General features: G+C 46.2%; 7 protein-coding genes, 3 rRNA genes and 2 riboswitches. All 10 genes read right to left on the bottom strand.

Features of this window, described 5'->3' with window-relative positions:
- Positions 1–87: 87 nt before the first annotated feature.
- The gene (locus NYE35_RS03565) at positions 88–852 is read right to left on the bottom strand and encodes an acyl-[acyl-carrier-protein] thioesterase (RefSeq protein WP_076273589.1); all 765 of its coding nucleotides are present in this window, start codon (positions 850–852) and stop codon (positions 88–90) included.
- A 238-nt stretch (positions 853–1,090) separates the two neighbouring features.
- A 5S ribosomal RNA gene (gene rrf, locus NYE35_RS03560) occupies positions 1,091–1,207 on the bottom strand.
- A 129-nt stretch (positions 1,208–1,336) separates the two neighbouring features.
- Positions 1,337–4,263, bottom strand: a 23S ribosomal RNA gene (locus NYE35_RS03555).
- Between the two features lie 232 nt (positions 4,264–4,495).
- A 16S ribosomal RNA gene (locus tag NYE35_RS03550) occupies positions 4,496–6,053 on the bottom strand.
- The 16S, 23S and 5S rRNA genes sit together here, the layout of an rRNA operon.
- 367 nt (positions 6,054–6,420) lie before the next feature.
- Positions 6,421–7,230 carry a transglutaminase-like domain-containing protein gene (locus NYE35_RS03545; protein ID WP_341120157.1) on the bottom strand — a complete coding sequence of 270 codons (810 nt, stop codon included), beginning with the start codon at positions 7,228–7,230 and terminating at the stop codon, positions 6,421–6,423.
- Between the two features lie 13 nt (positions 7,231–7,243).
- Positions 7,244–7,324: riboswitch (cyclic di-GMP riboswitch) on the bottom strand.
- A gap of 74 nt (positions 7,325–7,398) precedes the next feature.
- A riboswitch (cyclic di-GMP riboswitch) is annotated at positions 7,399–7,481 on the bottom strand.
- A gap of 119 nt (positions 7,482–7,600) precedes the next feature.
- Entirely contained in the window at positions 7,601–8,260 is a 660-nt protein-coding gene (locus NYE35_RS03540; RefSeq protein WP_235219435.1) for a class D sortase, read from the bottom strand.
- A gap of 102 nt (positions 8,261–8,362) precedes the next feature.
- On the bottom strand, positions 8,363–8,770 hold the full coding sequence (locus NYE35_RS03535) for a GtrA family protein (RefSeq protein ID WP_036679899.1): 408 nt from the start codon (positions 8,768–8,770) through the stop codon (positions 8,363–8,365).
- The gene (locus NYE35_RS03530; protein ID WP_038568643.1) at positions 8,757–9,737 is read right to left on the bottom strand and encodes a glycosyltransferase family 2 protein; all 981 of its coding nucleotides are present in this window, start codon (positions 9,735–9,737) and stop codon (positions 8,757–8,759) included. Before NYE35_RS03530 ends, NYE35_RS03535 begins: the two co-directional genes overlap by 14 nt.
- A 97-nt stretch (positions 9,738–9,834) precedes the next feature.
- Complete coding sequence (locus NYE35_RS03525) at positions 9,835–11,613, bottom strand: phospholipid carrier-dependent glycosyltransferase (protein WP_076106075.1); 1,779 nt, start codon at positions 11,611–11,613, stop codon at positions 9,835–9,837.
- Positions 11,603–13,657: a glycosyltransferase 87 family protein gene (locus tag NYE35_RS03520; protein ID WP_341120154.1), complete on the bottom strand. Its 2,055-nt coding sequence runs from the start codon at positions 13,655–13,657 to the stop codon at positions 11,603–11,605. Before NYE35_RS03520 ends, NYE35_RS03525 begins: the two co-directional genes overlap by 11 nt.
- Between the last annotated feature and the right edge of the window lie 264 nt (positions 13,658–13,921).

Raw genomic sequence — 13,921 nt, 5'->3', positions numbered from 1 at the left:
TATCCGTTTTTCAATAAAAAAAGCGACTGCCCCGATTGATGTTCGGAGAAATCGCTTTTATAATAATATTCCATATTTATAAATTAATTACTCATTTGTACTATTTGACACTTTTAACGCTATACATGCTTCAAAATACACAGTATCACTATTCTGACCGCGTACATATATACCATCATCCGTTACAGCTGAACGTAAAATAGTCAGTTCATCCCCAAACTTAGCTTCTTGTAGATAAGTAATCCGGAAGCGTGTGAACTCTGCATTATCCCATTCCGCTAAAGTGAGCGCATCACAACATAAATCCCCGTATCGGGCATTATTCAAATGTCCGTTGCTATCCAGCCCACTATATCTTACCTGATACCGATAAGCTTCTTCCATAGTAATATCAGAAGGGATCGTTACCTTAACAGGCATATCGCCTACTGAATCGCCATTATAGTGCTTAACCTGAACTGGAAGGGCATTCGGTCTGAGTATCTTTCTCTTCTCAATATCTACTAAAGCCCATATGGATCGTGCTGTGGCGATTTCTATATGATCTGCATCGAAAATACGATAATCCCGTTGCCACAGGGCCCCTTTAGTGCCTTTACTCCAGGTATGTACGCTAAGCACATCATTTGGGCGGGGAATACGCTTAAAATCAAGATCTAACGTAATCATCATCCAGCCCATTCCTGCATTCAGAATCTCTTCCACACTTATCCCCAAATTACCCACTGCGAAGTCTGCCGCACATTGCATGATATCCAGAATAAAGGATAACTTACCCTGCGAACGATAATCCGTGTCGCTCGCATGTACAGAAAAATCTTCTATCCACACAAGATTGCTACTGTTGTCCATTGTTTATCCTCCTGCCATGCAAAATATCCTTGCATTTACTTGAAGTATCCACATATACCACTGCTCTATCCACATAAATTGGGGACTACTTTCATTTTTGAATATATTTTATTATTTCATCCACATGTTAGTAACTTTTATAATTTCGTTAATTCCCCATAACTTATCCACATTATTTAAATTAAGCGATAAAGGGAACAAAAAAGCCATTGTTGATAAATCAACAATGGCTTCGTGTGCTTGGCAACGTCCTACTCTCCCAGGACCCTTCGGTCCAAGTACCATCGGCGCTGGAGGGCTTAACGGTCGTGTTCGGGATGGGTACGCGTGGAACCCCTCCGCTATCGCCACCAAACATGCGTCTGTGAAACAGACGCTGCCGCGTGAAATTCGGTTCATCACCAGAAGTGACAATGAATTTCTAAGCGTATTTCAGGCTTAATCGCCTGAAAACTGAATCCGAAACGAATCTGCATTCTAAGTATAGGATAAGCCCTCGACCGATTAGTATTGGTCAGCTCCATGCATTGCTGCACTTCCACCTCCAACCTATCTACCTCGTCGTCTTCAAGGGGTCTTACTAATTGGGAAATCTCATCTTGAGGGGGGCTTCACGCTTAGATGCTTTCAGCGCTTATCCCGTCCGTACGTAGCTACCCAGCCATGCTCCTGGCGGAACAACTGGTGCACCAGCGGTACGTCCATCCCGGTCCTCTCGTACTAAGGACAGCTCCTCTCAAATTTCCTGCGCCCACGACAGATAGGGACCGAACTGTCTCACGACGTTCTGAACCCAGCTCGCGTACCGCTTTAATGGGCGAACAGCCCAACCCTTGGGACCTACTTCAGCCCCAGGATGCGATGAGCCGACATCGAGGTGCCAAACCTCCCCGTCGATGTGGACTCTTGGGGGAGATAAGCCTGTTATCCCCAGGGTAGCTTTTATCCGTTGAGCGATGGCCCTTCCATGCGGTACCACCGGATCACTAAGTCCGACTTTCGTCCCTGCTCGACTTGTAGGTCTCGCAGTCAAGCTCCCTTATGCCTTTGCACTCTGCGAATGATTTCCAACCATTCTGAGGGAACCTTGGAACGCCTCCGTTACTCTTTAGGAGGCGACCGCCCCAGTCAAACTGCCCGCCTGACACGGTCCCCGTACCCGGTAAGGGTACTAGGTTAGAACCTAGATACGATCAGGGTGGTATCCCAACGGCGCCTCCACCGAAGCTTGCGCTCCGATTTCTACGGCTCCCACCTATCCTGTACAGATCGTACCCAAATTCAATATCAAGCTGCAGTAAAGCTCCATGGGGTCTTTCCGTCTTGTCGCGGGTAACCTGCATCTTCACAGGTATTAAAATTTCACCGGATCTCTCGTTGAGACAGCGCCCAAGTCGTTACGCCATTCGTGCGGGTCAGAATTTACCTGACAAGGAATTTCGCTACCTTAGGACCGTTATAGTTACGGCCGCCGTTTACTGGGGCTTCGGTTCATAGCTTCGGGTTACCCCTAACCACTCCCCTTAACCTTCCAGCACCGGGCAGGCGTCAGCCCGTATACTTCGCCTTGCGGCTTCGCACAGACCTGTGTTTTTGCTAAACAGTCGCTTGGGCCTTTTCACTGCGGCCCCCTCGTGCTATTCACACTACCGGGGCACCCCTTCTCCCGAAGTTACGGGGTCATTTTGCCGAGTTCCTTAACGAGAGTTCTTCCGCGCGCCTTAGAATTCTCTTCTCGCCTACCTGTGTCGGTTTGCGGTACGGGCACCTTCTCCTGGCTAGAGGCTTTTCTTGGCAGTGTGAGATCATGACCTTCGCTACTATAATTTTCGCTCCCCATCACAGCCCAGCCTTATCGATGTGCGGATTTGCCTACACATCAGCCTCACTGCTTAGACGGACATCCATCAGTCCGCGTCACTACCCTCCTGCGTCACCCCATCGCTCATAGCGGATTACGGTGGTACAGTAATTTCAAACTGTTGTCCTTCGACTACGCCTTTCGGCCTCGCCTTAGGTCCCGACTTACCCTGAGCGGACGAGCCTTCCTCAGGAAACCTTGGGCTTTCGGCGGATCAGATTCTCACTGATCTTTTCGTTACTCATACCGGCATTCTCACTTGTGTAGTGTCCAGCGCTCTTTTCAGTACACCTTCAACCCCTACACAACGCTCCCCTACCCCAGATACATACGTATCTAGCCATAGCTTCGGTGGTGTGTTTAGCCCCGTTACATTTTCGGCGCAGAGTCACTCGACCAGTGAGCTATTACGCACTCTTTCAATGGTGGCTGCTTCTAAGCCAACATCCTGGTTGTCTGTGCAACTCCACATCCTTTCCCACTTAACACACACTTGGGGACCTTAGCTGATGGTCTGGGCTGTTTCCCTTTTGACAATGGATCTTAGCACTCACTGTCTGACTCCCGGCAATAAGTATATGGCATTCGGAGTTTGACTGAGCTTGGTAATCCTTGCGGACCCCGCACCCAATCAGTGCTCTACCTCCACTACTCTTATACCGAGGCTAGCCCTAAAGCTATTTCGGGGAGAACCAGCTATCTCCGAGTTCGATTGGAATTTCTCCGCTACCCCCACCTCATCCCCGCACTTTTCAACGTACGTGGGTTCGGGCCTCCAGTGCGTGTTACCGCACCTTCACCCTGGACAGGGGTAGATCACACGGTTTCGGGTCTACGTCCACATACTAAATCGCCCTATTCAGACTCGCTTTCGCTGCGGCTCCACCTTCTCGGCTTAACCTTGCATGTTAAACGTAACTCGCCGGTTCATTCTACAAAAGGCACGCCATCACCCATTAATAGGGCTCTGACTTTTTGTAAGCACACGGTTTCAGGTTCTATTTCACTCCCCTTCCGGGGTGCTTTTCACCTTTCCCTCACGGTACTGTTTCACTATCGGTCGCCAGGTAGTATTTAGCCTTAGCAGATGGTCCTGCTGGATTCATACGGGGTTTCACGTGCCCCGCACTACTCGGGATCCGTCTCGGAGAGAACACAGTTTAGGTTACAGGGCTTTTACCTCTATCGCGGGCCTTTCCAGACCTCTTCACCTACCATATTCCTTTGTAACTCCATGTGAGACGTCCCACAACCCCTAAGAGCAAGCTCTTAGGTTTAGGCTGTTCCGCGTTCGCTCGCCGCTACTGACGGAATCACTATTGTTTTCTCTTCCTCAGGGTACTTAGATGTTTCAGTTCCCCTGGTCTGCCTCTACACACCCTATGTATTCAGGTATGAGTAACTGCGAATTACCACAGCTGGGTTTCCCCATTCGGACACCCCCGGATCAAAGCTTGCTTACAGCTCCCCGAGGCAGTTTCGTTGTTCGCCACGTCCTTCGTCGGCTCCTGGCGCCTAGGCATCCTCCGTGTGCTCTTATTAGCTTAACCTTGATTCTTCCGAAGAAAAATCTCACTAATAACATTTACTTGTTTGCACAAGTTGCTAAAAGATGTTCTAAAACGCAAATTCGTTTCGGTATCCAGTTTTCAAGGATCAAGTCTTACTTGAGAGCTTAAACTCTCAAAACTGAGCAACGAGTGAGTAACAGGCCTAAACCTGAGTTTTGGAAGCTGAGCTTCCGATTTGAATGTCCTCATTGCAGAGAACGATTCTCCATAGAAAGGAGGTGATCCAGCCGCACCTTCCGATACGGCTACCTTGTTACGACTTCACCCCAATCATCTACCCCACCTTCGGCGGCTGGCTCCCTTGCGGGTTACCCCACCGACTTCGGGTGTTGTAAACTCTCGTGGTGTGACGGGCGGTGTGTACAAGACCCGGGAACGTATTCACCGCGGCATGCTGATCCGCGATTACTAGCAATTCCGACTTCATGCAGGCGAGTTGCAGCCTGCAATCCGAACTGAGACCGGCTTTGATGGGATTGGCTCCACCTCGCGGCTTCGCTTCCCGTTGTACCGGCCATTGTAGTACGTGTGTAGCCCAGGTCATAAGGGGCATGATGATTTGACGTCATCCCCACCTTCCTCCGGTTTGTCACCGGCAGTCACTCTAGAGTGCCCAGCATTACCTGCTGGCAACTAAAGTTAAGGGTTGCGCTCGTTGCGGGACTTAACCCAACATCTCACGACACGAGCTGACGACAACCATGCACCACCTGTCTCCTCTGTCCCGAAGGCCGCTGCTATCTCTAGCAGATTCAGAGGGATGTCAAGACCTGGTAAGGTTCTTCGCGTTGCTTCGAATTAAACCACATACTCCACTGCTTGTGCGGGTCCCCGTCAATTCCTTTGAGTTTCAGTCTTGCGACCGTACTCCCCAGGCGGAGTGCTTACTGTGTTAACTTCGGCACCAAGGGTATCGAAACCCCTAACACCTAGCACTCATCGTTTACGGCGTGGACTACCAGGGTATCTAATCCTGTTTGCTCCCCACGCTTTCGCGCCTCAGCGTCAGTTACAGCCCAGAAAGTCGCCTTCGCCACTGGTGTTCCTCCACATATCTACGCATTTCACCGCTACACGTGGAATTCCACTTTCCTCTTCTGTACTCAAGCCACCCAGTTTCCAGTGCGACCTCAGGTTGAGCCCAAGGTTTAAACACCAGACTTAAATAGCCGCCTGCGCGCGCTTTACGCCCAATAATTCCGGACAACGCTTGCCCCCTACGTATTACCGCGGCTGCTGGCACGTAGTTAGCCGGGGCTTTCTTCTCAGGTACCGTCACTCCGGTAGCAGTTACTCTACCGGACGTTCTTCCCTGGCAACAGAGCTTTACGATCCGAAAACCTTCATCACTCACGCGGCGTTGCTCCGTCAGGCTTTCGCCCATTGCGGAAGATTCCCTACTGCTGCCTCCCGTAGGAGTCTGGGCCGTGTCTCAGTCCCAGTGTGGCCGTTCACCCTCTCAGGTCGGCTACGCATCGTCGCCTTGGTGGGCCGTTACCCCACCAACTAGCTAATGCGCCGCAGGCCCATCCCTCAGTGACAGATTGCTCCGTCTTTCATTCTTCTCTCAGGAGAAAAAAGAAATTATCCGGTATTAGCTACCGTTTCCGGTAGTTATCCCAGTCTGAAGGGCAGGTTGCCTACGTGTTACTCACCCGTCCGCCGCTAAGTTATTTTGAAAGCAAGCTTTCAAAATAACTCCGCTCGACTTGCATGTATTAGGCACGCCGCCAGCGTTCGTCCTGAGCCAGGATCAAACTCTCCAATTAGTATTGAAAAGAGCGATATGCTCATTTTGAAACATCTGACGAGAAAATTAATTCTCTAATTTTGGATTTCACTTACGTGATTTCCTACTCACTCGTTGTTCAGTTTTCAAAGATCAAGTTCTCGTTGACGCCGTTTAATGTCTCAGCAGCAACTCTTATAATATAGCATGTTGTTTTCAGAAATGCAAGCTTTATTTTTCGAAGCTTTTTATCAGCCTCGTTTGTATCGCCTGTACGCTGTCTAACAACGCTTACCTATAATACCCCAACTATTAATAGAAAAGCAACCCCTAATATAAAAATAAACAACTAGCTTAATAATTAAGCTAGTTGTTTATTTAATAGAGTTATGTTTCTAGCGGCGAATTTAATAGTATTTTGCCGCAGTATATTTGCTTGAGGCTTTAATTAAATCGGTTTTCTTATCACTCTTTGCAAGTCCTGCATCCACTGTAGTATCAATGGTAACCCACTTCCCATTAAGCAATACTTCGTTCCAGGCATGATATTGCGTAACGTAGCTTGTATTCCCCATTACCAACTTAGCAGGAACATCTACACTCCGCAGCATTGCGGCAAAAAGAGAAGCGTAATCATAGCAAATCCCTTTTTTAGTAGTCAATGTCTTATCGATGCTTGGAATATAATCAGTAGTTACACTATTAGCAAGAGAGTAGTCATATTGTACATTCGCAACTACATAGTTATAGATCGCTTTAACTTTCTCTTCGTCTGTTGTTTTGCCTTGTACTAATTGTTTAGCTTTGACAATCGCTTTATCAGAAGAACTCCATTTCACATTCTGTACGGAGCCCAAATATACGGAATTCGAGTCACTCATGGTTACGTCTACTACTTCGGAATATAACGCTTTGTATTTATTACCGGTTGTGTTCTCCAGAACAGAAACCTTATAAGTCCCATTTCCTTGTTGCAAAGGGAAGTCCTCAGCTTGTCCAGAAGCATACAAGTTATAAGTATAGCTGCTGTTATCTTTGGTGATCATGAGTTTGATTCTTTTATCTTTCGGAATATCATAGTTAATACCAATAACACCTTCAGCCACTTTGGATGTAATCAACCAGCTGGCATCTGCACTTGCAGCTTGAGCTGAACTTACCGGAACTGAAGTCATGAGGACGAACAACGCCACCAGCATAAAATAAACCTTTTTCACGGATAAAACTCCTTTCGGTAGCTGGCTGCCATCCTTTCGGGAAGGCCCTTTAGCTTTGCGTCCCTACCTTTCGATAGGTTTGCCGTTATCGTATAAGCTCTATCTGTTCTAGCTTTACTAGATATAATTGATAGAATCCATTTGAAACAAACAAAAAAAGCCTCTCCATTCGGTAGCTGGCTGCCATCCTTTCGGGAAAAGGCCCTTTAGCTTTGCGTCCCTACCTTTCGGAAGGTTTGCCGTTATCGTGTTGAGCTTTTATAGTATAATACTATCATATTTATAGTTGTGAACAAGACCTAATTTACTAGATTACCCATTATTTTATAAATATCTCCCGGTATTTGTGTTTTCTTGTCATTCACTATTCTCATTTTGTTAATTTAGCATGAACAATCAGCCGATGCGTTGGATTCACTAGCGGATCACATGTAATCAGAGTAAGAATCTTATCCTTGTCATTCCCGTCAAGAACGGAGACATCACTCGGATCTACAACAGAAATATCGTATACCTCATAGTTAAACACCTGATCACTAGTCTTTACCGTGATAACATCCCCCACAACAACCTCATTCAATCTGTTAAACAAACGACCCGTAGTTCGAGCCCGATGCGCCGCGATTGCAGCATTTCCGATCTCTCCAAGGGGTGCCGTTTCTTTCATATGGGCTGCAGCATGTTTCATATTAGCTTTTGTAGCCCCTTCTAATACAGGCAGCTTCAAATCAATCTTACCGATTTCAATTAGGGCGATTACTTTGCCACCGACCTCAATCTCCGGTTCAGGCTTTTCTGTCTCTTGGGGTTGGGGCTGTGCCTGAGCATCCAGAACCGATTCCTCTGCTAACAGCTGAGTAACTTCAGCATACCTGCTCTTCAAATCTGGCTGGGGAGTACTATCGGCAGTGCTTAGTTCAGCCGTTTCTAATAACTTCTCCTGCTGCCTGTCGTTGTACCATTCGTTAGCTGTCGGATATAACATGATAAGTATCCCAGCCAGTATGAGTAGATAGGAGAATTTACGCAATGTTATTCACCTCCGTATATTGTTTCTATGGTTATATACAAATCAAGCAGAAGCAGCTACTTGCCTTTAAGCATAGCAACTCCTTCTGCCTGAAATTAATGTTTAAAATACCCATTTACGACTTCCAAAGAAATTGATGATCACCGTGATAAAGGTAACCAGCACCTTGGAGATCAAGACTTGAATACCTAGTCGGTCTGTCAACAGATGCATTAGCAGCAGTGATATTCCGAGCACTACCAGATTCAGCACGATAAACTTGACCAGCTGCACGCGGTCGAAGCCTTCTTTATTCCCCCGGTTGCGATCACGAAAGGTTACTTTTTTATTCAAAATAAAGCTATTCGCCGTACCTGCACTATAGGAGATCACCTGCGCCAATGCGTATACCATCCCTAGTGAATTCAACAATGTAAAAATCACAAAATCAATCAGCGTATTGAGTAAACCTACGGCATTAAATTTGAGGAACTGTATGAATGCAGCGCGCAAGTTCTTATCTGACATCATTGTGGTCCTTCCGGCGGTCCAGTTGTTCTTCGTTCTGGTAGCCTTTAGTCTCACTAACAATATATAGCGGTCTATCTTTAGACTCGTCATAAATCCGTCCGATATACTCCCCAATCACACCCAACAGCATCAGAACGATACCGTTAAAGAGCAGATTGACGCCTACAATGGAAGCCCAGCCCGGAACCGTCCAGGAGGTGAAAAATATCTTTTGAAACAAGACGAAAAATAAATAGAGAAAGCTAGAGAATGAAAGGAAGAATCCAATATACGTAGCAATCTTAAGCGGCTTATGTGAAAAAGAGGTGATGCCATCTAACGCAAAACGAATCATTTTCTTCAGCGGATATTTGGTTTCTCCGGCAAAACGTTCTTCCCGTTCATATTCCACCATAGTCTGCTTGAAGCCAACCCAGCTCACCAAACCTCGGACATAGCGGTTCTTTTCTTTAAGTCCCCGCAGGACATCACATACCTTACGGTCAATAAGACGGAAATCGCCTGTATCCGTAGGAATATCCACACTTGTCATACTGCTGAGCAGGCGGTAAAAAAGCTTCGCGGTGACCTTTTTGAACATCGTTTCTCCGTGGCGCTTCAGGCGTTTCGCATATACAACGTCGTAGCCCTCTTTCCACTTCTCGATCATTTGCAAAATGACCTCCGGAGGATCCTGAAGATCAGCGTCAATAACAACAACCGCTTGACCTTCGGCATAGTCCATGCCAGCTGTAATCGCTACCTGATGTCCGAAATTACGCGAGAAGTCAATCAGCTTGACATGCTCGTCTCGTTCACAGATCTCCCGAATCATCTGGGCGGAACGATCACGACTGCCGTCATTGACGAAGACCAGCTCATAAGTATCGCCGCACTCGTCCATTACTTTTTTCAAACGTTCATAAGTATGGCTAATTACTTGCTCCTCATTGAACATGGGTACAATCACACTATATCTGGCTTTCACCTTTATTCCTCCTACAAGCTTTTTGGAGCGTTACATCCATCTACACTTCATAATAACGCTGCATGCATAAACTTATTTTATAGATTTTTATTAAATCCTAGAAAACCCAAGTAGGGAACCAACGCAGCATATCTTTCACGTAATCTCCACTGACCTGCATCCCTGACAGTACCGGGTAGAAAGCGATAAAGAGCAGCAAAGCAACGGCTACATAGACATACTGTACGTAACGGGCCTCAGGGAATTTACTATCCAGCAACTTCATTATATATACAATACCAAGAATCATAAATGGTACCATAGCAAAATAATGGTAAATAAATGTTTCTCTTGGGACAAGCATCCACGGAACATATTGCGAGAAGAAGGCGATCCAGATCATGTAGAGGTTCTTATCTTTACGTTTCAGCGTAATCCACAGCGTTGCCAGCATCGCAAAAATACCCGTCCACCAGATAAGAGGATTCCCCATAGTCACTATACTGCTGACCTGACCTTCCGGCAAACCTTCACCGCCGCTAAAGAACCAGACCGGTCTCTTCATAAACGGCCATTGCCACCATGAGGAAGCAAAGGGATGTGTAGCTACAAGCTGACTGTGATAGTTGTACATATTCTTTTGGGAATCAATCAACCCTTTAATAGTGAAGCCCTCTGCTGATGCAGATAACCCTGGCACAAAAGATAAGCTATAAATAATTACTGGAATAATTACAAAGAACCCGATACAACTAGCCAACGTAATAATAGTCTTTTTCCAAAAAGAATCTACCGCTTCACGACAGGTGCCCAGCAATTCCTTGTCTTTAATCTTCCCCTCGGCCAGCAGGCGTCCGGAGGCTTGGTATTCTCTGTAGCGTTCAAAAAGGGAGATAGCCAGCATAATGGCCAGCCCTGCTCCTCCATAGAGCACAATCCATTTCGAAGCTACGCCGATTCCGAAGAATAAGCCAGACCAGAATAACGGAATTAATGTTTTTCTTAAAGGCTGCTTGTAGAAATTCATTGTGTAATACCGCTGCATAAAATAGAACATCAACATAATGAAGAATACTCCGTATACGTCAATCGTGGAGATTCTTGTCTGTGTGAAATGCATGAAATCCAGTGCAAACAATCCTGCCGCGAGGGCCGCGTATTTGCTTTTCTTAAACAAACGCAGCGCCATTACATATATGAGAGGTAACATGGCAACTCCGAACAAGGTTCCGATAATACGCCAGCCGAATGGATTGACCCCGAACAGCTCCATCCCTATGGCAATTAACAACTTACCAAGCGGTGGATGCGTATTCTCGTAAGGCACAATCCCGTGTGTATATTCATAAGCTGTTCGCGCATGATAGATCTCGTCAAAATAAGTGCTATTCATAAAGTTAGAATATTCCGGAATGAGCGACTGCTCGTCAAAAAGATTGGCCGCTGCTCCTCTTTTAGGAACTGCGTTAGCATCCGGTGTCACACCGGCAATAGGAAGGGGTATTCTTTCTCCCCCCTGCTCATAAAAGGCCATTTCGTTCAAAGTGAACCCTGGAGAGGTAACTGTAAACTTCACATATCTCGCAGTAACGTTCAGGGGTTGGCTTTTCCAGATGAAGACATTCCCGACATCCTCACTGACATCCATCGGACTGCTCCAGACCTCAGGATTGTCGCTGAATTCCAGCTTGAACTTACCCGTGCCCACGCCACCAAAGATATTGACCCGTTCCAATGGTTTACTCTGTCCCAAATCTACATAGAAGCTTTCACCACTGGCAGCAGGCTCCCATAAAGTCTCTGGAGATTTAGTAGAGCCAAGATTATATAAAGCAAGCGCTGCGTAAACGGCCGTAATAGCTATTAGGCATATCCAATCTATACGCTTAAACTTCATCGTTAGATCGCCCTCCCTTCTGATGCGGTTTAATTTGCCCGACAACTCTCAAATCTTCTTCATATTGTTCTTCCAGTGTAATTGGTGCTGGAAGAGGTTTTATACCCTTGCGGACATACACATCGTAACCGATATTCAGCATATAAAGCAGTAATGCTAGATTAGCTATAGCAGTCACTAATACGATTCCGTCTGCACCCGGGCTAACATCTGCATTCAGGTGGGATAAGGTGTACGCCACATTGATGTATTGCGTTAAGCTGAATCCGAGAAATAGCGATAAAAAGCGGCGGTCCCGACTTTCTATATAAGTAAACAAACAAAGAATAAGAGCAGGGAACATATAACGTTCATGCATTTTGGTGCCAAGCACAAAGACCACTACTATAAGCACCATGCCGATAAAATAGGATTTGGTCAGGTCCAAGCGATCCTTTTTAAAGGAATAAAATGCCGCAACAGCTACAGCCACTAAAATAAATATGAAGCCCCATACACGGTATGGAATGCCAAGCCAGGTTAGATCAAGGGATGACCACATCGGATCAGTCAGTGCATACAGATTAAATGCATTCACTGAAGAATACGGATAGGAAGATAACGTACTCTTGTAAAGATCAATAATCCCTATCAGACCTCCGTTATTCCAGAAAAATGGTGCCGCAAGCAATCCGAAGATCCCTAATCCATACAAAGCTCCGAATCCAAGCTGCTTCCAAGCGCGGTGATGATAAAAAGCAAACAACAATACCGGCGTGAATATCAACGCTTGCGGTTTAATTAGCGTCGCTAAGGCAAACAAAATTGCGGAGCGAACAAACTTTTTGTTCGCAGCGCCATGGATACTGAGCAGCAGGAAGATCAAAAAGAATGAATCCGCTTGTCCCCAAGCCGCTGAATTAATAAGTACCGCTGGATTAAACAGAAACAACAACATTAAGCCGAAAGCTATTCCGGTGCCGAGTTTTTTGCGTGACATTTGATATATGAAGTAGCCGAGCACCAAATCAGAAAGGATCGCAGGGAGCTTGAAGAGCAAATTCTCTCCACCTGAGCCCTGAGTGAATCCTAAAACGCCACGAATGGCGCTAAGCACGTACAATATGTACAAATAGCCAGGAGGATAATCGGCAAAATAACCTTCTTCATAAAATTTGCCCGGACCTAAATCCACCATACGCTGTCCCCAAGAAATAAAGGTATTCATATCATTCTGATATCCTTGCGCGGTAAGACCAATCCACACCCTCAGGATAAAAGCAATTCCGATGGCAATGCTCAGCCATTTGGAATAAATATTCTCAGGCTGCTTCATAAGCTTCTCACTACGGAATGCCTTAGTATAAAGCATTGCAAAAAACACGCTAAACAGCGCTGAGATCAGCAACATCTTAGTTGGAGATACTTTATGTGGAGTGTCTGCCTTTTTGTCGCCGGCATCTGGACTAACCGCTGCACTATCCAGCGAAATGACGTTAGCCCCTTCGGGAGCCGCGTCTAATTTTTCTACAGCAAAATCATCAAAATAAGCCTTACCTTGAATCAAGCTAGAGTAGCCGCCCAGACTTGCGCCTATGCCAAATGACTTCTGCTCCGGTCCTGTCTGGCCGATATATTCAAGATACTGCCATTCACCTGCCGTATCAGTTACGCTGGGATACCCCCCGCCTACTCCAACGGCAAGAATGTTGGCGCCCATTCCCTCGCCTGCTGTACTTACTACTTTGATCCATCCAGAGATTTTATAATAACTATTCGGCGTAGCCTCAATCGTCTGCACCCATTTCGAATGATTGGGTTCGATATTCTCAATGACTGCCGCCTTGCTGCCGGAATGGACTTCCTCCGATTGGATTGAAAGTAGGCCTGAATTATCTCCTGAAATCCACATATCCTTAGTCCAGTTAGAAGGCGCATCATCTCCCCCCTCCTCAAAGCCAGGGTTCTGCAATAGATTCCCCTCTGCATAAATGCTTGTTACAGGAAGCACAAACAATAACAGCATCAATACAGTCATTACGGCCGCACGTGTACTCTTGATCATCGTCCCAACCTCACCTCGTCCTATATTCATCTTAGTCCAGCCAAAAGCATATACCTTCTGAAAAACAGCTCCCGATTAGTGTATTTCACCGTTGCTAAGAAATCATTTGGATTGATTTTCTCATAAAAGAGCATATAAATATAGGGCATGTTTACCTTATCTGGATCGCAAACCCTTTCATCCACAATACTCCATTCCATAGGATCGCCCTAAGCTTCAAGGCTCTTATATAGACTCTTATATAGAATAGAAGAATCGCAGTGG

This window comes from Paenibacillus sp. FSL L8-0494 (genome assembly GCF_038003695.1).
GTDB classification, from domain to species: Bacteria; Bacillota; Bacilli; order Paenibacillales; family Paenibacillaceae; genus Paenibacillus_AQ; species Paenibacillus_AQ odorifer.
This window is presented reverse-complemented; position numbering and strand designations above follow the sequence as displayed.